Source organism: Streptomyces canus (assembly GCF_030816965.1).
Taxonomy (GTDB): Bacteria; Actinomycetota; Actinomycetes; order Streptomycetales; family Streptomycetaceae; genus Streptomyces; species Streptomyces canus_E.
In genome coordinates this window covers 445257-469004 of sequence record NZ_JAUSYQ010000002.1, presented here as the reverse complement: position 1 = coordinate 469004, position 23748 = coordinate 445257, and the positions used below count along the sequence as shown (strand labels likewise).

19 protein-coding genes are annotated in these 23748 nt (G+C 69.8%); 10 read left to right on the top strand and 9 right to left on the bottom strand.

The features are described 5' to 3' along the window. Nucleotides 1-67 precede the first annotated feature (67 nt). Nucleotides 68-1186 carry a glycoside hydrolase family 53 protein gene (locus tag QF027_RS03070; RefSeq protein WP_306986247.1) on the bottom strand — a complete coding sequence of 373 codons (1119 nt, stop codon included), beginning with the start codon at nt 1184-1186 and terminating at the stop codon, nt 68-70. 225 nt (nt 1187-1411) lie between these two features. Between QF027_RS03070 and QF027_RS03065 the strand changes: the two genes are divergently transcribed. Continuing rightward, nucleotides 1412-1720, top strand: coding sequence for a helix-turn-helix domain-containing protein (locus tag QF027_RS03065; protein ID WP_306986248.1), 309 nt, complete (start codon nt 1412-1414; stop codon nt 1718-1720). Nucleotides 1721-1877: 157 nt separating this feature from the next. On the opposite strand, the gene QF027_RS03060 is transcribed toward QF027_RS03065, so the two are convergent. After that, nucleotides 1878-2249: a cupin domain-containing protein gene (locus QF027_RS03060; RefSeq protein WP_307072446.1), complete on the bottom strand. Its 372-nt coding sequence runs from the start codon at nt 2247-2249 to the stop codon at nt 1878-1880. A 637-nt stretch (nt 2250-2886) separates the two neighbouring features. On the opposite strand from QF027_RS03060, the gene QF027_RS03055 reads away from it, so the two are divergent. Both QF027_RS03055 and QF027_RS03050 read left to right on the top strand, forming a co-directional pair. After that, nucleotides 2887-3588 carry a 2-phosphosulfolactate phosphatase gene (locus QF027_RS03055; protein ID WP_307072444.1) on the top strand — a complete coding sequence of 234 codons (702 nt, stop codon included), beginning with the start codon at nt 2887-2889 and terminating at the stop codon, nt 3586-3588. A 146-nt stretch (nt 3589-3734) separates the two neighbouring features. Continuing rightward, the gene (locus QF027_RS03050) at nt 3735-5735 is read left to right on the top strand and encodes a S9 family peptidase (RefSeq protein WP_307072442.1); all 2001 of its coding nucleotides are present in this window, start codon (nt 3735-3737) and stop codon (nt 5733-5735) included. A 30-nt stretch (nt 5736-5765) separates the two neighbouring features. Here the strand turns inward: QF027_RS03050 and QF027_RS03045 are convergent, their stop codons facing one another. Then, on the bottom strand, nt 5766-6560 hold the full coding sequence (locus QF027_RS03045) for a S1 family peptidase (protein WP_307072440.1): 795 nt from the start codon (nt 6558-6560) through the stop codon (nt 5766-5768). Between the two features lie 210 nt (nt 6561-6770). Then, nucleotides 6771-7397: a TetR/AcrR family transcriptional regulator gene (locus QF027_RS03040; protein WP_307072438.1), complete on the bottom strand. Its 627-nt coding sequence runs from the start codon at nt 7395-7397 to the stop codon at nt 6771-6773. 115 nt (nt 7398-7512) lie between these two features. Here QF027_RS03040 and QF027_RS03035 point away from each other — a divergent pair, with 115 nt between their 5' ends. Beyond that, a complete protein-coding gene (locus QF027_RS03035) occupies nt 7513-8199 on the top strand; it encodes an SDR family oxidoreductase (protein WP_307072436.1) in 687 nt (228 codons plus the stop codon). 18 nt (nt 8200-8217) lie between these two features. Here the strand turns inward: QF027_RS03035 and QF027_RS03030 are convergent, their stop codons facing one another. Genes QF027_RS03030 through QF027_RS03015 form a run of 4 tightly spaced genes read right to left on the bottom strand, consistent with a single transcriptional unit; the run spans nt 8218 to nt 14545 of the window. Continuing rightward, nucleotides 8218-11295 (bottom strand): alpha-mannosidase, encoded by a 3078-nt coding sequence (locus tag QF027_RS03030; protein ID WP_307072434.1) that lies wholly within the window; start codon nt 11293-11295, stop codon nt 8218-8220. 51 nt (nt 11296-11346) lie between these two features. Then, complete coding sequence (locus tag QF027_RS03025; protein ID WP_306986257.1) at nt 11347-12237, bottom strand: carbohydrate ABC transporter permease; 891 nt, start codon at nt 12235-12237, stop codon at nt 11347-11349. Continuing rightward, entirely contained in the window at nt 12237-13169 is a 933-nt protein-coding gene (locus QF027_RS03020; RefSeq protein WP_373432124.1) for a carbohydrate ABC transporter permease, read from the bottom strand. The genes QF027_RS03025 and QF027_RS03020 overlap by 1 nt, the downstream gene beginning before the upstream one ends. Beyond that, entirely contained in the window at nt 13166-14545 is a 1380-nt protein-coding gene (locus QF027_RS03015) for an extracellular solute-binding protein (RefSeq protein WP_307072432.1), read from the bottom strand. Before QF027_RS03015 ends, QF027_RS03020 begins: the two co-directional genes overlap by 4 nt. Nucleotides 14546-14785: 240 nt before the next feature. On the opposite strand from QF027_RS03015, the gene QF027_RS03010 reads away from it, so the two are divergent. Continuing rightward, a complete protein-coding gene (locus tag QF027_RS03010; protein ID WP_306986834.1) occupies nt 14786-16024 on the top strand; it encodes an ROK family transcriptional regulator in 1239 nt (412 codons plus the stop codon). 60 nt (nt 16025-16084) lie between these two features. On the opposite strand, the gene QF027_RS03005 is transcribed toward QF027_RS03010, so the two are convergent. Next, nucleotides 16085-16537: a cytidine deaminase gene (locus tag QF027_RS03005; protein WP_307072430.1), complete on the bottom strand. Its 453-nt coding sequence runs from the start codon at nt 16535-16537 to the stop codon at nt 16085-16087. Nucleotides 16538-16740: 203 nt separating this feature from the next. On the opposite strand from QF027_RS03005, the gene QF027_RS03000 reads away from it, so the two are divergent. From QF027_RS03000 to QF027_RS02980, 5 genes are all read left to right on the top strand, one after another. Then, nucleotides 16741-18993 carry an MMPL family transporter gene (locus QF027_RS03000; RefSeq protein WP_307072428.1) on the top strand — a complete coding sequence of 751 codons (2253 nt, stop codon included), beginning with the start codon at nt 16741-16743 and terminating at the stop codon, nt 18991-18993. A gap of 7 nt (nt 18994-19000) precedes the next feature. Next, nucleotides 19001-20332, top strand: a complete 1332-nt coding sequence (locus tag QF027_RS02995; protein ID WP_307072426.1) for a sensor histidine kinase — start codon at nt 19001-19003, stop codon at nt 20330-20332. Beyond that, nucleotides 20329-21021, top strand: coding sequence for a response regulator transcription factor (locus tag QF027_RS02990; RefSeq protein ID WP_306986262.1), 693 nt, complete (start codon nt 20329-20331; stop codon nt 21019-21021). Before QF027_RS02995 ends, QF027_RS02990 begins: the two co-directional genes overlap by 4 nt. Nucleotides 21022-21154: 133 nt before the next feature. Then, on the top strand, nt 21155-22561 hold the full coding sequence (locus QF027_RS02985; protein WP_307072424.1) for an MFS transporter: 1407 nt from the start codon (nt 21155-21157) through the stop codon (nt 22559-22561). After that, nucleotides 22558-23748 carry an FAD-dependent monooxygenase gene (locus QF027_RS02980; RefSeq protein WP_307072422.1) on the top strand — a complete coding sequence of 397 codons (1191 nt, stop codon included), beginning with the start codon at nt 22558-22560 and terminating at the stop codon, nt 23746-23748. Before QF027_RS02985 ends, QF027_RS02980 begins: the two co-directional genes overlap by 4 nt.

Sequence of the window (23748 nt, the reverse complement as noted above, 5' to 3'; positions counted from 1 at the left end):
CGCGAAGCCGCAGGAACGACGAACGGCACCGCCCGGCGGCGGTGCCGTTCCTGGTCCAAGTCGCCCCTTACGGGGTCCACTTGATGTTCGGGTTCACATTGCCGGTCCAGTTGAAGACGGCCATGTTGTCCCAGCCGTTGCCGCTGTTGTTGATGTCGGCCGGGTCCCACCCGTTGCCGGTCACCGCGTACCAGGTGGGCTCCCAGTAGAAGACGCCGATCGCGCCGTTGCTGCGGGCGGCGTTCTGCACGGCGGTGAAGTTGTCCGCCTGTCCCTGCCAGCTGAGCGGATAGCCCGAGCAGCCGGTCGTTATGGAGTTGGCGGTGCTGTCCGCGTTGGCCGAGGTGAACGGGTACGCCGTCTCGGCGATGATGACGTTCTTGCCGTAGCGGGACTTCATGTCGGCCACGACACTGCCCATGTTGGCGATCGTGCCGTGCCACGGGCAGTAGTAGGACAGCCCGGTGATGTCCCAGTTGACGCCCTTGGCCTTGATGCCGTCGTAGAACCAGCGGGCGTTCGCGTCACTGTCGGCGTCAGCGGTGTGGATGATCACCTGGGTGCCGCTGTTGCACGCCTTGGTCGCGTTGTAGCCCGACTTGAGCAGCAGACTGAGGTTGGTGAAGTCGTTGTTGACGACCTTGCCCTCGTTCCACAGCATGCCGACGTTGATCTCGTTGCCGATCTGCACGCTGTCCGGGGTGGTGCCCTGCGACTTGAGGCTGTTGCAGACGTCGTACGTGTAGTTGTAGACGTCGGTCTGCAGCTGGCTGATGGTGTGGCCGGCCCAGGCCGCGGGCTTGTTCTGGTTGCCCGGGTCCGCCCAGGTGTCCGAGTAGTGGAAGTCGACCAGCAGCTTGAGCCCCTTGGCCTTCACCTGCTTCGCGTACGACAGCACCTTGGCCTTGTTGTTGTAGCCGCTCGCGGGGTTGTTCCAGACCCGCAGACGGACGTAGTTGACGCCGAGGCCCTTGAGGATGTCCAGCGGGTCCTTGGCGGTGCCGCTCGCGTCGTAGTACTTGGCACCGAGGTCGAGGGCGCGCTGGGCGGTCGACACATCGGCACCGAGCATGGTGAGCGAACCGGCGGCAGAGGCGCTGGGCGTGGTGAGCAGGGATGCGGGCAGGGCGAGGGCCGCCAGGAGCATGGCGGCCCTCACGAGGCGGCGCGGACCTTTGACGGTCATCCCGACCTCCTTGTCTGACATGACCATGTGGATGATTTCCGTGAACGTTCACAGTAGAAGGTGCTTCTGGCACTGTAAATACATGTGTCGGCGGCATTTCTACGAGGTTAGAGAGGTGGCAGTCGAGGTGATGGATTGTGTACGTACACAGATTTCCGGGAGAGAGATTCACTCTCTATGCGCTTCACGCATACCTGGTGCGGCTGGAGTGGTAGGTTCCGCGCCATGCGGATGACGCTGGACGAGCGGGTGCGATCGGCGGTGGCCGCTCTCCTGTACGCGACCGGCGAGTCGCAGACGGAACTGGCCGCCGCTCTGGGCGTGAGCCAGGCGCAGGTGAGCCGCCGTCAGTCCGGAACCGCCGCCTGGAGCCTGGCCGACTGCGACGCGGTGGCCGCGCACTACGGCATCGACCCGCTGGACCTCCTGGCCGGGCCCACCCGGGCCACGGAGACACTGTCGGCGCAGCGCCGCCGCGTCGCCGGCCGTGGCGTGCGCCCTGCGGGCGCTGCTCGGGACGGGGGAGCCCGATGACCGGCTTCGGCGCGGTCGACGCGTTGCTCGCCAAGGGGAAGCAGGAGGTCCCGCTGCGTCCCATCGAGGAGGGGCGCGCCGGGTCGGTGGTGGGAGCGGGGGTGGATGGGCGGTGACGTCCGTTCCGGGACAACTCCCACCGCCCACGCCCCGCATGTCAGCTGAGGATCTCGGCCGCCTTGGTCATCGGCCCCCCTGCGTCACCGGTATTGATCGTTCCCGCCGGTTCGAACAACAGGATCGCGGTCTCCTCCTCTGCCAGGGGGCAGTGTTCGACTCCGCGGGGAACCACGAACAACTCGCCAGGTTCCACCACCACGTCGCCATCCCTGAGCTGGATGGTGAGCCGCCCGCTGATGACCAGGAACAGTTCATCGGTGTCCTCGTGGGTGTGCCAGACGAACTCTCCCTTCAGTTTCGCCAGCTTGACCTCGTAGTCGTTGAGCACAGCCACTTTCTTCTGCGACCACAGCTCGCTGAACTGCGCCAGCTTGTCGGCGAGATTGACAGGAACAGCGGAGTTGGACATCGGGAATCCCTCCTCAAGGGCCGGGCAACGAGGAGCGGCCTCTCAGGCCATCCAGCCGGCGTCACGAGCCTGCCGCGCTCAGGCTCCGCCAGTCTTGTACGTTCTTGACGTGGCCTCTGGCCGCCCGCGCACGGCCATCGTCGCCTGGAGGCCGCCGGTCCCTGGGATCGCCGAGGTCTGCCCCGCACACGTCAAGTGGGACCTGATGTTCCCCGACGACGGCTCGGGCGACTTCGCACGCGACCGCCGCCGCTGTGGGGCGTCCCTCATGTCCGCAAGCGCGGGGCGGGGCGTGAAGGTCGTACCGTCGGACACCGGGTGCAGCCCGCCGACACCCCGAACCCGGCTTCGGCAACTCGACGCGCTCGCCACGCTCATCACCACCCGGCGCGGACTCCGGTCCTGGCTGCGCCCCCCCGCACCGAAATCGCCCGCGCCACCGCACGCACGCCGAGGGCTCCTCACCGCGTGGTGGTGGATCTCGGCAGCCAATGGGGCGAGGACGAGGGCGAGTTCACGACCGCGACCGGGTTCGCCGCCTGAGGCATCGGACGCCGGGCGCTGATCATGCCGTTGAGTTCAGCGCGGGCGTACTGCTTTCCGGGGACTTCGACTCGGCATGCGCGATCATGGCCGGATGGACGCTCGTTTCCTTGGCATCGCTCACCTGGTCGACACCCCGTCGGTGGCGGTCGTGGTCGACGTCATGCGTGCTTTCACGGTGGCTGCCTGGGCCTTCGCCCAGGGGGCGGAAAAGATCGTTCTTGCCGAGTCGCTGGACGAGGCCCTGGCGCTCAAGGACCGCCACCCGGACTGGGTGGCGCTCAAGGACGGTCCGCCCGCTCCCGGCTTCGACACCGTCAACTCGCCGGGCCTGCTGCGATCCCTCGACCTCGGCGGACGGACCGTCGTGCAGAAGACCACGGCCGGGACGGTCGGCGCCCTCGCGGTCAAGGAGGCGTCGCTCGTGCTGTGCGCGAGCTTCGTCGTGGCGGGGGCGACGGCTCGACTCCTGCGGACCCGCAAGTGCGCCGATGTCACGTTCGTGGTGACGGGCGAGGACGGGCAGGCCGATGAGGATCTGGCCTGTGCTCAGTACATCGCTTGGAGGGCCACCGGGGCCGGCACGGACGCAGCCGAGTTCCTCCGCCGGGCAGGCGAGTCACGCGCCGCCGCCGAGCTGGCGGAGGGCGTGCGTCAAGGAGTCCATCCTGATGACGTCGCGCTCTGTCTTGAGCTCGACCGGTTCCCTTTTGCCATGGTGGCGACCTTGGAGGACTCGCTCATGGTGCTCCGTCCATGCGCAGTGCCTTCGCCGACCGTCGAGGCTTCGATCTGACGGTGCGGTGGTGTGCATCAGGAAGTTGCCGTGCACGGGCCCGGGTCGGGTGATCCAGCAGGAACCCACAAGCGCCTCAACGGCCGTACCAGTACGTTGACTTGATCGCGAAAGTTCGAGGGGACGAGTCTGGAACCCACTCCTTCATGGGCAGGATGATCACCATGGTCAACGCCCCGAGCCCCTTCCACCACCACCTCGTCGAACAACCGCGCCTGACCGACCTGGCCCTCGCTCCCGACGGCACCCGCCTGGTGGCGTCCGTCCAGACCCTGGACGACGAGGGCACGCGGTACGTGTCCGAGCTGTGGGAGGTGGATCCGGCGGGCGAGCGCGAGGCCCGTCTCGTGTCCGGATCCGTCCCGGGCGACTTCGCCCCCGCCTTCACCCCCGACGGCAGCCTGTTGTTCCTCTCCGAACGTGGCCCGCACGAGCCGCCGGGCGCCGCGCTGTGGTCGCTGTCCGAGCACGGTGAGGCCGAGCGGATCGCCCACCACCCGGGCGGTATGACCGCGTTGACCGCCGCCCCCCGTGCGTCCACGCTCGCCTGGACAGCCGCTCTTCTGCCAGGTGCTGCGGATGCCGACACCCACGCCGCCCTGCTCCGCGAGCGCCATCGGGCACGCGTCACCGCGGTCCTGTACGAGGCGACCCCCACCCGAGCCAACGGTGTGGACCTCGGCCCCGCCGAACCGCACACCTTCGTCCGTCGTGGCGAAGCCCCGCCGATCGACGCGGGCGGCCAAGGCCTCGCCGGCGCAGGGGACATGGCCCTCTCCCCGGACGGGTCGGTGGTCGCCTACACGCGGGCCCCGACGAGCACCGCCCCGGACACGAACGCGGTGGTGATCGCCGACGCGGCAACCGGCATGGAGCGTCGCGCCTTCTCCCTGCCGGGCCACCAGTACCACCGCCCGGTCTTCACCGCCGACGGCACGCGCCTGATCTGCCAACGCCAGCGGGAGGAGACGTACGACACGGAATGGCGGGTCACCCTCGTCGCTCTCGACCCCGTATCAGGCGAAGAGACGGACCTCCTGCCGGACTTCGACAACTGGCCCTGGCCGGGACGGGCCATACCCTCTCCGGTCGCCGGGGACGCCACGCTGTGGTTCACGGGCGATGAGCGGGGCCACTGCCCGGTCTTCCGCCGTGACCCGGACGGCACAGTCACCCGCCTCACCGCCTCCGGCGCGTACTCCTCCCTCTGCGTGACGCCGGACGGGTCCATCCTCTACGCCCTGCGCAGCGCGCTCGACAGTCCGCCCCAGGTAGCCCGCCTGGACGCCACCGAGCCCGACCAGGAGCCCGCCGTTCTCAAGGCACCGGGTGACCTCGGGCCCCTCCCCGGCACGTTGACCGAGGTGCACACGACCGCGGACGACGGCTTCGCACTCCGCGCCTGGCTGATCCTGCCCGAGGGCGCGGGGCCCGACGGCCCGTCACCCCTCCTCGTCGAGGCGCACGGCGGACCCCAGTCGTCCTGGAGCGGCTGGCCCTGTCAGTGGAACCCCTGGCCCTTCGTGGCCCGCGGCTACGCCGTACTCCTGCCCGATCCGGCCCTGTCCACCGGATACGGGCAGCAGATGCAGGCACGCGGACGCGGCCAGTGCGGCGGCCGGCCCTACCGCGACCTCATCGCCCTCACCGACGCCGCGCTGACCCGCGCCGACCTGGACGTGGGCCGAACGGCCCTTGCCGGCTGGTCCTTCGGTGGCTATCTCGCGGGCCGCGCCGCGACCCTGACCGACCGCTTCAGAGCAGTCGTCACACACGCCGGGATGTGGAACATGGAGGCCTTCCAGAGCGACACCGACATGCACACGTACTTCCGCAAGATCTACGGCGACCCGCGCACCCGGCGCGAACGCTACGAGGCCGACTCGCCCCACCTCGACGCGGAGCACCTGACGACACCGATGCTGATCGTGCACGGCGGCAAGGACTACCGGGTCCCGGTGGGCCAGTCCCTGGCCCTCCACCACGACCTTCAACGCCAGGGTGTTCCTGCCAAGTTCCTGTACTTCCCGGACGAGAGCCACGGGATCGGAGCCCCGAACCACCTGCGCCTCGTGTACGAGACCGCCCTGAACTTCCTCGACCACCATGTCCTCGGCGAGGAGTGGAAGCGGCCGGGGCCCGTGTGACGTCGGTCGATCACGAGGCCGGCTCGGGCGTCAGCGGGTGGGGATGCCCAGATCCGTGGCGACCGAGTCCGCGCGGACGATGACGGACACCGGGAACTGCTCGTCGCAGTACTTGTTGCCGGACGACACGATTCCCACCACCTTGCCGCCGCTGATCAGCGGCCCGCCGGAGTCTCCGGGGCAGATGCTGTCGGTGGAGCCGGGGCGGGGCATGCCGCACAGCATCGTGGCGGGGTCGGTCCCGGGGTCGGTGTACGGCTGACAGTCGGCGACGGGGGACAGGACCAGCGTGGTCTGCTTGAGCCTGGTTCCGCTGATACCGGGCCCGGTGCGTCCCCAGCCGAGCGTGGTGGCCTTCCGGCCCTCGGCCACCAGCTTGCCGTCCCTGGCTCCGGCCACCGGGATCGTCCGGTACGGCATCGGCCGGTCGAGAGTGAGGACCGCGGCGTCATAGGCGTAACCGGGCCCGCCGTAACGCGAGTCCATCCGGGCCGAGGTGACCTCCCGCACCGTGCCGTCGGTGCCGTCCACTTGGGTGCGGCCGCCGATGACCCGCAGTGTGGACACGTCACCGGCGCTCTCCACGCAGTGTCCTGCCGTGAGCACCTTCGTGGGCGCGACGAGCGTGCCACCGCAGAACTGCCTGCCGTCGAACTCGATCAACATGGCGTACGGCCGGGCTTTCGTGGTGGCCGGACCGCCGCCCTTGATCGCGGAGGCGGGAGTGGCGGTGGACCAGAGCGTGGCCGCGGCGAGCATGGCGGTGGTGACGACGGCGGCCGTGCGCGTACCGGGACGGGTGGACCTGGCGGCGCGGATCGGCATGGCGGTTTCCCCCTGAACTGCTGGGCGCGGGACGCGTGCATCGGCCCCGCGTGATGTGGTCGGTGGGGAGGACGAGCGTCAGGGGCGAATCGGTTTCGAAGAACGCGGCGTCCGGTTCCGGCGGGCGCATCACGATGACCGGCTCGCGGGCGAGAACCCGATGCCGGCATGGCCCGCACGGCGGGAGCCGTCGAGCCCTGTGCGGCAGTCTCAGTCGAAGAGGATGTGCCGCAGCATCCGCGTGAGATATGCGGTGAGTTGTTCCGGCGGCATCGAGGCGAGCGGCTCGGTGCGCGCGATGTACCGGCTGAAGGCGACTCCGATCATCAGGGACCCCACGAGCGCCACCCGGGCGTCCAGGTCGTCGTCCCGAGTCGCCGTCCCGTCGGGGAAGAGCACGGACCGGTAGACGGCGGCACTGCGCTGCTGCATCGCGGACAGGAGGCCGGCGGCTGCGCGTTCGTCCGACGCGGCACCCCGTACGAGGGCGACGAGCGGGTCGCCCACGGCGTCGGTCTCCATCCGCCGTACGAAGGCGTCGGCGATCCGGTCGGGCAACGTCGCCGGGTCCCCGGCCGCCACCTGCTCCAGATCACGATTGCCCGGAACCGCCGCCAGGAAGAGCCGTTCCTTCGACGAGAAGTGACGGGTGATCAGACCGTGGGTGACACCGGCCCGCCCGGCGATGTCCCTGAGGGTGGTGCGGGCGTAACCGCGCTCGGCGAAGGCGTGGCGTGCCGCGTCCAGGATGGCAGCCCGGTGTCCCTCGGGGTCCCGCCGGCGTCTGCGCGGTGGACCCCCCGGCTCTTCGCGGCCTTTCGCGGCGCCCTCTTCCATGTGATCACTGTACTTCCGGCCCGGGTGTCGAGGACCGGCGCCGCTATGGTTAATATCCAAGTGGATATTAAGAGTTGGGTACACGCCCAATCGGCAGCTGAGGGACGGTCACCGTATGACCAGCACACTCGTCGTAGGCGGCAGCGGCGGATTGGGCGCAGTGATCGCCCAGCACTTCGCCGACCGCGGCGATGACGTCCTCGTCACCAGCAGAGACAAGGCGCGGGCGGAGGCCACCGCCGCCCGGATCGGCCCCGGCACGCGAGGGCTGGCCCTCGACCTCGGCCGACCGGAGACGATCGGTTCCGCGTTGGCCGACGTGACCGAGGTCGACCACGTCGTCATCACCGCGGTCGGTCAGGCGGCGAACTCCCTGGCGCAGTTCAGCGTCACCGATGCCGTGGCGGCGGTGACCATGAAGCTCGTCGGCTACGCCGAGACCGTCCGTGTGCTGCGCGAGCGCTTCAACCCCGGCGCCTCCGTCGTTCTCTTCGGCGGGCTCGCCAAGGAACGCCCGTATCCCGGCTCCACCATCGTCAGTACCTTCAACGCCGGTATCACCGGCCTGGTGCGGACCCTCGCCGTGGAGATCGCCCCCCACCGCGTGAACGCGCTGCACCCCGGCCTGATCGGCGACAGCCCGAAGTGGCGTGACGTTCCCGACCCGCCGCACTCGGCCCGGACGCCGATCGGACGGCTGGTGACCATGGCCGAGATCGCCGACGCCACCGAGTTCCTGCTCCGCAACACCGGCGTCAACGCCCACGACCTGCACATGGACGGTGGCCTCCTCGCCACCTGACCCGCGCTCGCGGGAGCCTCAGTCGCGCGCGGCGGGCCGCAACCGCAGCGTCAGGATCTGGAACGGCCGCAGCGTCAAACGGACGCCGTCCTTCAGTTCTTGGTGGCTCGAAGGGTCGTCCAAGGGGCGTTCCAGCAGGTCGGTCACGTGGGAGGAGGCCAGCGGGAAGCCGGTGGTGAGTGCGGCCGCGGCCCGGGTGCCGCGGGATTCGTAGAGCCGTACGACGACGTCCCCGCTGCGGTCGTCGGCGAGCTTGACCGCTTCCACGATCACGCCCTCGTGGTCCACCGACACCAGCGGGGCGACCGTCGCACTGCCCGGCACCGCACGTTCGGGCAGGTTGAAGCGGTACCCCTCACGTCTCGCGTCGGTGACATCGGCGCCGATCACCAGCGCGTACCCGAGCCGGTGGGTGCCCTGGTCCTGGTCCGGGTCGGGGAAGCGGGCGGCGCGCAGCAGGGAGAGGCGGACCGTGGTGGTCGTACCGCCGTCGGGGCGCACGTCACGGGTGACGTCGTGGCCGTAGGAGGAGTCGTTGACCAGGGCGGCTCCCCAGTCGGGCTCGCCGACGTGCAGGAAACGGTGGGCGCACGTCTCGAACTTGGCCGCGTCCCAGCTGGTGTTGGTGTGCGTGGGCCGCTCGACATGTCCGAAGGGGATCTCGGCGGTGGAGTGGGCGGCCCGTACGTCCAGCGGGAAGGCCGCCTTGAGGAACTTCTCCCGCTCGTGCCAGTCGACAACGGTGTCGATCACCAGCCCGCGGGACCCGGCCGGCAACGTCAGGGTCTGCTCGATCCTCGACGCGCCGAAGACCCGGACCACCCGGACACCGTCGGCGGTCGCCGTCACGGACTCGGCATCGGTGAGGTCGCGCACGGTGTTGCGGTAGAAGACGTCGACGTCCCAGGCGTCCCACTGGTTGGGGAAGTCCTGGTGCAACTGGAGCAGGTTGCCGACCGCCCCCGGAACCAGCGCCTCCCGTCCGGCGGTGAGGTCGTAGGCGGAGGTGATCAGACCGCGGTCGTCCACCACGACACGCACCAGACCGTTGTCGAGAACGAATCCGTCCCCGTCCGGTACCGGGGGCACCGGCACGGCGACGGACTCGGGGCGCGGGGCCGCGCCGAACGCCGCGACACCGCCCCGCGAGTGCGGCGCGGAGTTGAAGACCACCGTGCCTCCAGCCACCGTGCCTCCCGGATCTCCGGCCAACGCCCCCTGAGCGGCGCCGATCAGCTCCTCCAGTTCCCGGGCCACGGCCGCGTACGTCTCCTCGGCCTCCCGGTGCACCCAGGCGATCGATGTCCCGGGCAGGATGTCGTGGAACTGGTGGAGCAGCACCGTCTTCCACAGCCGGTCCAGGGCGTCGTACGGATACGGCTGCCCGTGCCGTAGGGCCGCGGTCGCCGCCCACAACTCCGCCTCGCGCAGCAGGCGTTCGCTGCGTCGGTTGCCCTGCTTGGTGGCGAGCTGGCTGGTCAGCGTGCCGCGATGGAACTCCAGGTAGAGCTCCCCGGACCACACCGGTGCGCCGCCGTTGGCCTCGTACTCGTCGTGCGCGCGCCGGAAGAAGTCGACCGGCCCCTCCATCTCGATGCGTGCCGAGCCCTCCAGGTCCCTGAGCCGGTCGGCGCGCGCGAGCATCTCCCGCGTGGGGCCGCCACCGCCGTCGCCGTAACCGAAGGGGATGAGGGAGTGGCTCGCGCCTGCCTTGTCCTGGAAGTTCCGCACGCTGTGGGCGACGTCGGCGCCGGACAGCTCGCCGTTGTAGCTGTCGACGGGCGGGAAGTGGCTGAAGATCCGGGTGCCGTCGATGCCCTCCCACCAGAACGTGTGGTGCGGGAACTTGTTGGTGGTGTTCCAGGACATCTTCTGGGTCAGGAACCACTTCACCCCGGCCAGCTTCATCAGCTGCGGCAGGGCCGCGTTGTAGCCGAAGGTGTCCGGCAGCCACATCTCCTCGGTCTCGACGCCGAACTCCTCCAGGAAGAACCGCTTTCCGTGGACGAACTGGCGCACCAGGGCCTCGCCGCCGCTGATGTTGGTGTCGGGCTCCACCCACAGGCTGCCGGCCGGCAGGAACTGCCCGGTCTTCGCCTTCTCCTGCGCCCGTGCGTACACCTCGGGGCGGTGCTCCTTCAGCCAGGCGAGTTGCTGCGCCTGGGACATCACGAACTTGAACTCCGGATGGCCGTCCATGAGGTGGGTGACGTTGGAGACCGTCCGGGCCACCTTGCGCACGGTCTCACGCAGCGGCCACAGCCAGGCGGTGTCGATGTGCGCGTGCCCCACCGCAGAGATCCGGTGCGCGCTCGCGTGCGCGGGCGATGCGAGTACAGGGGCGAGGACTGCCCGCGCGGCGGCCGCGCTACCGCTGATGTCCTGGAGATCGAGTTCGTCCAGGGCGAGTTCGACGGCCCGAAGGATCTGCCAACGGCGCGGGGCGTCGGGGGACAGCTCGGGCATCAGCTGTCCCAACACCTCCAGATCCTGGACGAGTTCGTGGACCTCCCGGTCGAACACGGCGAGGTCCAGACGCCGTAGTCGGTACAGGGGTTCGCCGGGGTCCGCGGCCGGGTCGCCCAGCCACGGTGCCCGGCCGCCCACCGACGTGGGGCCGAACGCGAGCTCGCCGGGAGCGGTGTGCATGACGACCGGGATGGCGGCGGCCTCGATGTGGGCGGCGAACTCCTCACCGCCTGCGGCTCGTTCGGCCACCGGAAGCCAGATGTTGCGCGGGTTGAGTGCCTTCACCGCGGTGCCGTCCGGCCGGTAGACCAATCCCTCGGCGGAGAAGCCCGCGGAGTGGGTGGCGAACCCGAGGTCCAGTACGGCCTCGACCGTCTCGCCGGCCCAGTCCGCCGGGATCGTCCCGCTCACCTTGAACCAGCTCGTGGACCAGGCGGGACCCCACCACTCGCCAACCCGGGCCGGCCGGTAAGGAGCCGCCAGGCCCTCGGGGACCGGGACCGGCTCGCCGGGGACGTTCCAGATCTCCACGTGGAGAGGGACGGACCGGGCATGGACGGCGGGGCGTATCCGCTCGTTGAGCACGCGGGCCAGCCGCTGTTCGGTGACTTCACGGTCGTTGTGCATCGGGTTTCCGTCTCCGTGCGAGTACTACGAGGTGGGGGGAACGAGTCCGGGTCAGCCCTTGAGGGCGCCGCCGAGCGCGAAGCCGCCGCCGAGTTTGCGGGCCAGCAGCAGGTAGAGCATCACCACGGGCAGCGAGTAGAGGAGCGAGAACGCCGACAACTGCCCGTACTGCGTCTGGTCGTGGGCGGAGAGGAAGGTGAACACGCTGACGGACGCGGGGAGTTTCTCCGGGGACAGCAGCAGGATGAAGGGGACGAAGAAGTTCCCCCACATGCCGATGAACGTGAAGATGGTGACCACGACGACACCCGGCCGCATCAGCGGCAGCACCACCCGCCACAGCACCTGCATGGTGTTCGCGCCGTCGATACGGGCGGCCTCCTCCAGGACGATCGGCACGCCGTCCATGAAGTTCTTCATCAGCCAGATCCCGAACGGCAGCGCGGACGCGGCCAGGAACAGGGTCGTGCCCGGCATGGAGTCGATCAGGTTCACCTGCACGAACATGCTGTACACGGGGATCATCACGGCGGTGATGGGCAGTCCGGTGGAGAACAGGATCGTGTACAGGAACGGTCGGCGTACCCGGGACCGGTAACGCGAGAGCGGGTAGGCGCACAGGACCGACGCCACCACGGTCACCGCCGTGCCGAAGCCGCACAGCAGCAGGCTGTTGAGCATCGGCCGGTAGGTGGTGTCGACGTTGAGAACCGCGTCGAAGTTGTCGAGCGTCAGCGCCGAAGGCCATTTCAGCCGGAAGGAGTTGGTGTCGCTCACCGAGGCGAGCACCATCCACAGCAGCGGCAGGACGTACAGGACCGACACGGCGATCAGGACGAGGTTGATCACGAGGCGACCGGGACGCACGCGGCGCGGACTCGGGGCGGGTGCCGGCACCGTCTTCGAGACGGGCGGGGCGGGGGGAGTGGCGACGGCGGCCATCAGTCGTCCTCCAGTTTCAGCAGCCGGATGTACACGACGGAGAAGAGGGCGCCGACCACCAGCAGGACGAGGGCGATGGCGGTGCCGTAGCCGATCAGGCTGTTCTGGAAGGCTTGTTGGTACATGAAGATCGGCAGGGTCTCGCTCTTGTTGCCGGGGCCGCCGCGGGTCATGGTGTAGATCAGCCCGAAGACGGAGAGTGTCTGGAGCGTGATCAGCATCAGGTTGGTCAGGATCGAGGGCCTGATGACCGGCAGCACGACCCGCCACAGCCGCTGCCAGGGGCCCGCGCCGTCCATCTCGGCGGCCTCCACCAGCTCCTGCGGTACGTCGTTGATGGCGGCGGTGAAGACCATCAGCGAGAAGGCGGTGCCGCGCCACACGTTGGCCAGGCACACCGCGAGGATCGGCATCGTGTAGAGCCAGTTCTGGTCCGGCAGATGCACCGCGTCCAGAAGCGAGTTGAGTGAGCCCTGGTCGTAGAAGAAGGCGTACATCAGATAGCCGGCGACCACCTCGGGCAGCACCCAGGCGGCGATGACCACACCGTTGACGAGGGCCCGTACCGGCTGGGTGGCCTTCTGCGTCAGGACCGCGAGCGCGAGCCCGAGGGTGTTCTGGCCGATGACCGCGGAGCCGACCACGAACAGCAGGGTCAGCCACATCGCGTTGAGGAAGTCGGTGTCCTTGAACGCCCTGGTGAAGTTGTCGACGCCGACGAAGTGGGTGCCGGCGGCCCCGGTGAGCTGCATGTCGGTGAACGCGTAGTACACGCAGTACGCGATCGGACCGGCCAGGAACACCGCCAGCAGGACCACGGCCGGGACCGTCGGCAGACCGCGCAGCAGCGAGCGGACGGCCAGGGCGGGCGCCCCGCGGGACCGGCGGGGGTGACCGCCGGTCCCGCGGGGCGCCGGAGCGAGGGCGGTCACGAAGTGCCCTCCGCGGTCTTGTCGTCGCCCACCGCCGCCTTGACATCGTTATCGAAGGTCGAGGCGGCCTTGTCGACGGAGGCCTGACCGGTCGTCACGGACTCCATCGCCTTCTGGATCGCGGTCGAGACCTGGTTGTACTCGGGCAGCCCGGGCCGGTAGTGGGTGTCGGCGACCAGCTCCGTGAAGAACTTGTTGGTCGGCACCGAGTTCAGGTACGTCGGGTCCGACGCGACGTCCGTGCGCACCGCGATGTTCGCGTTGGTCGCGTTCCACTTGGCGGCGTTGGTTTTCGTCTGGAGTGTGGTCGACAGGAACTTCCAGGCCAGGTCGGGGTTCTTGGCCTTCGCCGGGATCGACCAGGCCCAGCCGCCCGACATGCTCGTACGGCCGGGCGCCTGACCGTTCTGGGTCGGCATGGCCGCGGTGCCCATCACCGACTGCCACTCGGTCCACGGCTTGGCCGCCGACGAGCTCCAGTTGTTGGGCATCCAGGAGCCGTCGATGTCGATCGCCAGCTTGCCCTCGGGAATGAGCTCGGTGCCCACGGCGGTCCCGAAGTTGGCGCCCAGCGCCTGCTCCTTGGCCGGACCGAGCCCCTGGCTGTAGAGGGTGTGCACGAAGTCCAGTGCGTCCTTGAAGCCCTGGCCGCCCACGACCCACTTCTTCTGCGAGGCGTCGTAGAGCGACTTGTCGCCGGCCGGGGTGCCGTACAGGAGCATCTCGAAGCCCTGCATGGAGGAGGCCTCGCCGCCCGCCTGGCCGGTGTAGAGGTTCAGCGGGGTGACGCCGGGCAGCTTCGCCTTGATCTTCTTGGCGGCGGCGATCACGTCCGCCCAGGTCTTCGGCTGCCAGGGCACGGAGATCCCGGCCTTCTGGAGGAGCTGCTTGTTGTACCAGATCCCGCGGGTGTCGGTGTCGTCCGGTACGGCGTAGGTCTTGCCGTCGGAGGCTCCGGTCACCGCGCCCTTGGCGGCCTTGGCGTACTGCGACCAGTCGGCCCATTTGGCGGTGTAGGTGTCCAGCGGCTTGAGGTAGCCGCCCGCGATGTCGGAGTTGATGAGCGCGGTGTCCTCGTAGACCAGGTCGGGCGCGGTCGCGGGGGAGCGCATCATGAGCTGGAGCTTGGTGTAGTAGTCGTTCTCGGAGGCGGTCACCGGCACGAGGGTCACCTTGGTGCCCGGGTTGGCCTTGGTGAACTCCTTCACCATCGAGGCGAGGAAGTTGGCCTGGAGCTTGTTGGTGCTGTCCAGGTTCTGCCAGTAGACGACCTTGATGGACTTGGCCGAGCTGCCTGACGAGCCCGAACCGCAGCCGGTGGCGGCCAGGGCGGTGGCGGCGGTGAAGGCCGCGGCGGTGACGATTCTCGAGCGCACAGTGGTTCCTCCGGGACGCGAAACCTGAGGGAAAGCCGCGAGTTTTTCGGCCTGGAGGCCAGCCCGGACGACGCGCCGTACTCTGCGCCACCCTGCGCTGATCGGCCTCGATGGCCGGAATTTGATGGGCGTCAGCTAAATCCATTTGATGGATGAAGTCAATGCTTCGAGTATGTAAACTTTCGCCGTGGGAGTGCCGGGGCGGCGGATGTGAGGGGATCAGGTGACCGACAGGTGACGATGCTCAGCGGGACGAACCTGCCGCGGGTCGGCGGCTACAACCAGGCCGTAGTCCTGGACGCCATCCGCACCACGGGACAGGTGAGCCGGGTCGAGCTGGCCGCCCTCACCGGCCTGACCAACCAGACCGTCTCCAACGTCGTCCGCAAGCTCCTCGACGCGGGCCTCGTGGCCGAATCCGGCCAGGCCCCCTCCAGCGGCGGCAAGCGCCGCACCCTGCTGACCATCCGGCCCGACGGGGCATGCGCGGTCGGCGTCCACCTCGACCCCGACGCCGCGGTCATCGTGGTGGTCGACCTGGCCGGCGAGGTGATCGGCAGCCGACGGCTGCGGCTCACCGATCCGGGCGACGCGGCCGACGTGGTGGACCGCATCGCGCGCACCACCGGGCGCCTCCTCGACCGCAGCGCAGTGGACCGCACCCGCCTGCTCGGCCTCGGGATCGCCGCGCCCGGGCCCCTCGACGGCAGCACCGGAGCCGTGGTCTCCCCGCCGAACTTCCCCGGCTGGGGCCGGGTCCCCCTCGCGGACATGTTCGCCGACGCCACCGGCCTGCCCGTCGCCCTCGACAACGACGCCACCGCCGCGGCCATCGGCGAGCGCTGGATCGGTGGCGCGGACCGGGCGGGCAGCTTCCTGTTCATCTACCTCGGCACGGGCGTCGGCGCCGGCATCGTCCTCAACAACACGGTCCTGCACGGCGATTCGGGCAACGCCGGCGAGTTCGGCCACATGGCCGTGGAGCCCGGTGACCGTGTCTGCCACTGCGGTGCGATGGACTGCCTCGGCCCGTATGTCAGCCCGGCCGCGATCATCGACGACCTGCTGCGCCTGCACGGCCGGACCGCCGCCGACCGCATCGGCCTCACCGGTACGCCCGACTCCGTGCACCACGACTGGAAGGCCCTGCGCCGAGCGGCCCGCGCGGACGATCCCGACGCCTGCGATGTCGTACGGCGTGCCGCGCGCCGTATCGGCGAGGCCGCGCGCGGCGCTGCCAGCCTCCTCGACGTCAGCCGGGTCGTCCTCGGCGGCGAGGCGCTGCGCGGCATCGAGCCGATCATCCGCGAGGAGGTCGAGGCCGCCGTCAACCGCACATCCGTCGCCCGTACGATCCGCGCGGTCGCCGTCGAGCAGAGTGTGATCGGCGAGACGGTGGGCGCTGTGGGGGCGGCGTCGCTCGTGCTGCACGGGAACTATGCGCCGGGGTGGCGGATGCTGACGGACGTATCGGGCTGAAGTGGGGGCGGTGCGCGTCGAGTTGGGGGGTGCGCTGACGTCTCGTGTCCGAAGTCCGGGTCAGTTCCGGGATTCCGGGTCCTGGGCTTCGTAAGGCCAGACGTCGTCCGGGAAGACTCGCGCGAACCAATGGGGCTGGACGTCCCGAAGCTGCAGCGTTCGCCAGCGGCGTGGGTCGGCAGGTTCCGGGACCGCGACCTCGACGTCCGGGCCGTAGGCGAAGAGCCGCTCCTGGCAGACACCACAGGGCGCAAGGATCCAGTACCCGCGGTCCTTGTCGGCGGCGGTGACGCACACGGACGCGACCACGCGCCGCCCCAGCTTGAAGGCCTCACAGATGGCGCCCGTCTCGTGGCAAAGGCCCACCGCACTGTTCGGTGCGTCCGGGGCGGTGCTCGTGAGGATTGCTCCGTCGTCCAGACGCAGCGCAGCGGCCCCGGACCAGTCCTGTCCGGGGAAGCGGTGGCGGGCCAGCCCGATGGCGGCGTCCACGAGTTCCTGATCAACGGCCATGGGGGAAACGTACATCCGGCGGCCCCGGCGAGGCTCAAGTCGGCCTGGTGCGCAGGCACTAGGACACGTGAGGGGCTGGTCCGGGTGCACCAGGGGAAGACGGCGGCGCAGGACGATGCCCGTCAGGGCGCCGGAAGGAAGGGTTGGAGGCGTGCGAATCCCGCGCGTTCCCCCTGCCTAGCGGCGTCTGGAGTGATCAACAGGTGGCTACTTTTCTTTACCGGATCGGACGGTGGGCCTTCCGTCGGCGCCGTCTCGTGGGTGGGCTGTGGCTGGGTGCCCTGCTGCTGGCCGTCGCCGCCGCCGCCATGGCACCGGGCGGGGAGGAAGAGGACCTCTCCATGCCCGGCACCGAGTCCCAGAAGGCGTTCGACCTGCTGGACGAGCGCTTCCCGCAGAGCAACTCCCAGGGGGCCGAGGCCCGCTTGGTGTTCCGGGCCCCGGACGGGCAGCGGGTGACGGCCACGGAGAACAAGGCGGCCGTCGAGGACGCGCTCGGCTCGTTGGACGGGGGCGGTCAGGTCGCGTCGACCACCGACCCCTATACGACCGGCGCGGTCAGCGAGGACGGCACCATCGCCTACTCCACGATCACCTACACCGCGGACGCCGTCGACCTGACCGGGTCGACGAAGAGCGCCCTCGAGGACGCCGCGAGCCAGGCCAGGGACGCGGGGCTGACCGTGGAGATCGGCGGCTCGGCCCTGGACGCGGAAGAGGAACCGGGCGGAACGACGGAACTCATCGGCGTGGCGGTGGCGGCGGTGGTGCTGGTCCTCGCTCTCGGGTCGCTGGTCGCGGCCGGACTGTCACTGCTGACCGCGTTCACGGGCGTGGCCATCGCCTTCGGCCTGGTCTCCGCGCTGGCCGTTCCGCTGGGTCTGACGTCCACCGTCGCCATCCTGGCGCTGATGCTGGGCCTGGCGGTCGGCATCGACTACGCACTCTTCATCACCTCCCGCTTCCGGGACGAGCGCGCCCAGGGCAGCGAGCCGGAAGAGGCCGCCGGCCGGGCGGTGGGCACGGCCGGATCCGCTGTCGTCTTCGCCGGCGCGACCGTCGTCATCGCCCTGGCCGGACTGGGAGTGGTCGGAATCCCCGAACTGACCAAGATGGGCATGGGCGGAGCGGGCGCCGTGGCCCTGGCCGTACTCGTCGCCCTGACCCTGGTCCCCGCGCTGTTCGGCTTCTTCGGACGGCGGGTGCTGTCCCGCCGTATCCGCAAGGCCACCCGGCCGGGAAGCGAGCGCCCGCACCCGATGCCCGCCGCGGCCGGCCGGCCCGGGCTCGGCACCCGCTGGGCCCGGTTAGTGCTGCGTCGGCCGGTGGCCGTGCTGATGATCGCGGGAATCGGTCTCGGAGCCGTCGCCCTACCGGCGCTGAGCCTCGAACTCGGGCTGCCCGGAGATGAGTCCAAGTCGGTGCAGACCACCCAGCGCCGTGGCTACGACCTGCTGTCGGAAGGCTTCGGCCCCGGCTTCAACGGCCCGTTGACCGTGGTCGTGGACATGTCGGCATCCTCGGGGTCCGCGGACACCCGGGCCACCACGGACCTGGTCGTCAAGACCGTAGAGGGAGTGGACGGGGTCGCGTCGGTCGGTGATCCGGTGCTCAGCCGGACCAAGGACACGGCCGTCCTCACCGCCGTCCCCCGGACCGCGCCGAACAGCGGCGAGACCAAGGACCTGGTACACGCGATCCGGGGCGCGGTCTCGGGCGTCGAGGCCGACACCGGCGCCGCCGTCCTGGTGACCGGCACCACCGCGATGAACATCGACATCTCCGAAGCCATGTCCGACGCGCTCGTCCCCTATCTGACCGTCGTCATCGGCCTGGCGGTGCTCCTGCTGATGGTGGTCTTCCGTTCGGTGCTGGTCCCGGTCAAGGCCGCGCTCGGCTTCCTGCTGTCGGTGGGTGCCGCATTCGGCGTCCTCGTCGCCGTCTTCCAGTGGGGCTGGGCGGCGGACCTGCTCGGCATCGAGCAGACCGGACCGGTCATGTCGCTGATGCCGATTCTCATCATCGGCATAGTGTTCGGCCTCGCCATGGACTACGAGGTCTTCCTCCTCACCCGGATGCGGGAGGCCTACGTTCATGGCGCGTCTCCCGGTGAGGCGATCGTCAGCGGGTTCCGGCACAGCGGCCGTGTGGTGGCCGCGGCGGCGATCATCATGATCAGCGTGTTCGCCGGATTCGTCGGAATGAGCAGCCCGACCGTCCAGACGATGGGGGTCGGCCTGGCCGCCGCCGTCGCCTTCGACGCCTTCGTGGTCCGGATGGCGATCGCACCCGCGGTCCTGGCGCTGCTCGGCCACCGGGCCTGGTGGCTGCCTCGTATCCTGAACCGTGTGCTGCCGAATGTGGATATCGAGGGTGAGGCACTGAGCAGGCATGTCCCCGGCTCCGCGGCCGAGTCGGACGCGGCGGTGCGGCGGCTCCCCGTCGGGCGGGACTGAGCCGGCCATGACGAACACAGGGGGCGGTGGCCCGCGACCACGCGGCACGTGGGCGCGGGAGGGAGCGATCACGGCGACAGCGTTCGCGCTCTGTCTGCTCGGCGGTGTGGTGAAGGACGACGGCAGCACGCTGTCACCGCCGTCCGCCGCCGCCTACGTCATCGCCGTGGTGTCCTGTGCCGTACTGCCGGTGCGGCACCGGGCGCCCCTGGCCGCCATGGCGGTCACGACCGCGAGCGGCGCGCTGGCGCCGTTCCTGGGCCTCCTGCTGAGCCCGCTCATCGCGGCTCCTGCCGTGATCACCGCGTACTCCTATGCGCTCACCGCGCGCACCGAACGGCGCGCGGCGAGCGCGGTGGCGCTCATCTCCGTGGCGCTGCTGGTCGCCTCGACCCCCCTGTTCGGGGCCCTGTCCTGGAAGGACGCGAGCAGGGTGGGAGCGGTGGCGGCGTTCCCGCTGGTGGCCGGCGTACTCGGTCACTCGGTGCGGAACCGACGGGCCTACCTGGCGGCCATGGAGGAGCGGGCCCTGCGGGCCGAGCAGAGCCGGGACAGCGAGGCGCGCCGGAGAGTGGCCGAGGAACGGGTGCGGATCGCCCGCGAGCTGCACGACCTGGTGGCCCATCAGATCACCCTGGCCAACGCACAGGCCACGGTCGCCGCCCACCTCTTCGACACCCGCCCGGAGCAGACCCGCAAGAGCCTCAAGGAACTCGTCGAGACCACCGGCGACGCGCTCGACGAACTGCGGGCCACGGTCGGTCTGCTGCGCCAGTCCGGGGACGCGGCCGTGCCCGCCGAACCGGCGCCCGGCCTCTCCCGGCTTCCCACGCTCCTCGAGTCCTTCCGCCGCGCGGGACTGGAGGTGTCGGCGCACCAGGAGGGCACGGCCAGGCCGCTGCCGCCGGGAGTGGACCTCACCGCCTACCGCATCGTCCAGGAGGCCCTGACCAACGTGACCAAGCACGCCGGTACCCGTAGCGCCCGGGTGCGCCTCGCCTGGAGCCGCGAACGCGTGACCATCACGGTCGCCGACGACGGAGGGGGCGCCCGCACGGCATCGACCGCCGCCACGGCGCCCAGTGCGTCCACGGCGGGGGACCGCCCGCCCGGTTACGGTCTGATCGGGATGCGTGAGCGTGCCACCGCGGTCGGGGGGCACCTCTCCGCGGGCAGGCGCCCGGAGGGCGGTTTCCTCGTCTCCGCCCAACTGCCCCTCCCGCCCGCCAAGGACGCGACGCACGGGACGGACGGAACGACAGCCGTCGAGAACCGGATGGCCGACGCGGCGACGGGCGACGGACGGACGGGCGACGCAGAGGCCGGGGATGCGCTGTGACGCTCCGGGTGCTGCTCGCCGACGATCAGGCCCTGCTGCGGGGTGCCTTCCGGCTGCTTCTCGACTCGGCCGACGACATCACCGTGGTCGGTGAGGCCGCCGACGGCGGGGAGGCCGTGAGACTCACCCGTCAGCTGCGCCCGGACGTGGTGATCATGGACATCCGGATGCCGGAGGTGGACGGTCTCACCGCCACGTCGGAGATCAGCGCGGACCCGGAACTGCGTGCCAGCCGCATCCTGATCCTGACCACGTACGAGACCGACGAGTACGTCGCCCAGGCGCTGCGCGCGGGGGCCGGCGGATTCATCGGCAAGGGCATCGGCGCCGAGGACCTGCTGGACGCCGTGCGGACGATCGCCGACGGCGACACCCTTCTGTCCCCCGCCGCGACCCGTTCCCTGGTCGCCCGTTTCCTGGCCACACCGGACGACGTCCCGTCGCACCGCCCCGAACAGCTCGCCGTGCTCACCCCGCGCGAACGCGAGATGGTGGCTCTGGTCGCGACCGGCCTGTCCAACCAGGAGATCGCCGAGCGGATGTTCCTCAGCCCCTTCACCGTCCGCGCCCACGTGCAGCGCGCCATGACGAAGCTGGACGCCCGCGACCGGGCACAACTCGTCGTCATCGCCTACCGGACGGGCCTGGCCCAGGCCGCCCCCGACAGCGGCACCGACCACCTGTCGTAGTACCCGCACTCGCTGCCGCACGCACCGAACGGCGGCGCGCTCGTCTGCGCCACGAGCGCAGACATCAAGCACGTCCACCGTCTGCTCGCACATGTCCATCTCTTGCTCGCAACCGACAATCAAGAGGACACCCATGTCCAAAGTGGCTGAAACTGTGGTCTCTCCGGTCCGCATCGGCAGACTCTCGATCGGAGCCCTCGGCATCCTGGCACTCGCCCTCGGTGCCCTGCAGTCAGTGGTGGAACCCGCGCTCCCGCTGCTGCAACGGGAGTTGGGGGTCAGTCCTGCCGAAGGGGCGTTGGTCGCCAACGCGTTACTCGTCACCGGTGCGGTCGTCACCCCCGTCGCAGGAAAACTCGGCGACCGCTACGGGGGAAAGCGGGTGCTGGTAGGGCTGATGGCCGTGGTCTCGGCCGGTGGTCTGGTGGCCGGTCTGGCGCCGAACCTGCCGGTGCTCTTGCTCGGTCAGGTATTGCAGGGCGTCATGGTGGGTGCGCTGCCCCTCTCGTTCATCCTGGTGCGCAAACACCTCCCGACAGGACAGTCACAGGTGGCGATCGGGATGGTCGTCGCGCTGTTCACCGGCGGCGGCATGGTGGGAACGTCGACGGCCGGGCCGATCGCGGAAGGTCTGTCCTGGCATGGGATGTTCGTGTTACCGACGCTCGCGATCATCGCGGCGACGCTCGTCGTGGCTCGCCTCCTGCCGCATGATCCGCCGATCCCGTCGGACAGCAGGATCGACTGGCCCGGTGCGGTGCTGCTGAGCGGCATGTTGCTCGCCTTCATGCTCGGGCTCGTGACGGTGACGAGGGACGGCGGCCTGCCGGCACTCGCGGTCGGCGCCCTCGCGGCGGTCGTGGCCGCCCTCGCGGCCGGATGGGTCGCCGTCGAGCGCCGGGCAGCCTCGCCGATGGTCGATCTGCGCATGCTGGCACAGCCCGCGATGTGGAACGCGGGTGTGCTCACCCTCGTCATCACCGTCAGTCTCGGGATGGTGCTCTTTCTGCTTCCGCAGCTGTTCGCGATATCGGCCGACGGCTACGGCTTCGGTGCCGATACCACCGACATCGGACTGTTCCTGCTGCCCGGCGCCGTCGCGGGGGCGGTGAGCGATGCGGTCGGCGGGATCGCGGCGCGGCGTTTCGGGCCGCGTGCCGTGGTCGCCGTGGGCACCGTCGTCACGGCGGCCACGATGATCGCCCTGGCATCGCTGCACACCGCGGCATGGCAGCTCGTCCTCGCCAAGGTGCTGACCGCGTTCGCCGCGGGCGTCGGTACCACAGCACTGCTCGCCGGCACCGCCACCGCCGTCGCGACCCGGGACATCGGCATCGCCACCAGCCTGCTCGTGGTGACGCGCGTGATCGGCGTCGCCCTGGGCGTCCAGATCGGGGGCGCCATCCTCGACGCCGGGGCCCACCCGGTGACGGGCCTGCCGAGCGAATCGGCCTTCGCCACGGGATTCGTCACCGCCGGACTCGTCGCCGCATTGTCACTGCTCGTCGTCCGCATCACGAAGAAGGGAACCCAGGCATGACACCGAAGCGCAACGTCCTCATCTCCGGGGCCGGCATCTCCGGATCCGCACTGGCGTACTGGCTGCACCGGTCCGGATTCACGGTCACCGTGGTGGAGAAGGCAGGCGCACCGCGCGACGGCGGATACCCGATCGACATTCGCGGGACCGCGACAGAGGTGGTCCGGCGCATGGGGATACTGCTGCAACTGCGGGACGTGCACATCGACTCGCGCCGCTGCACTTTCCTCGATGCCCATGGCAGTGAAGTGGCCTCGCTCCATCCGAGTGCCGTTGTCGGCAGTGTCGAGGGACAGGACCTCGAGGTGCGTCGAGGGGATCTGGCCGCGCTCCTCCACGCACTCGTCCGCGACGATGCGGAATTCCTGTTCGGCGACTCCATCCACACCTTCGACCAGTCCGGACAAGGGGTCGACGTCACGTTCCACAGTGGGCGACAGCGCAGGTACGACCTGGTGGTCGGTGCCGACGGAATGCATTCACCAACCCGGGAGCTCCTGTTCGGCCCCGAGAAAGAGTTCCACCGCTATCTCGGCTACTGCTTCGCCCTGTTCACCATGCCGAACACCTTCGGGCTCTCCCGCGAGCTCATGTTGTGGAACTCCCCGGGGAGGGCCGCGGCCCTCTACGCCGTCGGGAAAAACGACGAACTGCACGCGTTCCTGACCTTCCACCGACCAGAACCGCCGTTCGGCGCCCTCCGGAACCCCGGCGCCCAGCGGGACCTGGTCGCCCAGATCTTCGCGGGCGCGGGATGGGAGGTCCCCGGCATGGTCGACGCCATGCGCGACGCTGACGACCTGTTCTTCGACATGGCCGGTCAGATCCGTATGCCGCGCTGGTCCAGCGGCCGCGTCGTTCTCGTCGGTGACGCCGCGTACGCCCCCTCGTTCCTCACCGGACAAGGCTCGAGCCTTGCGCTGGTCGGTGCCTACATGCTCGCCCACGCCCTGGCCGCCCACCGGGATCACGCCGTGGCCTTCGCCGCCCACGAACGCGCTCTTCGCGCATTCGTCGCCATGAACCAGGCGCTGGTCGACAACGGTGGGGCCACGCTCTTTCCCACCACGGCGCGGGCCCTGGAGCAACGCAACACCATGCTGCGTGACCTCGTCACCATGCCCTCCGCGCCAACCCGACCGGCCCATTCAGCCCTCAAGCTGCCCGAATTCGCCCCGATGCCGTGA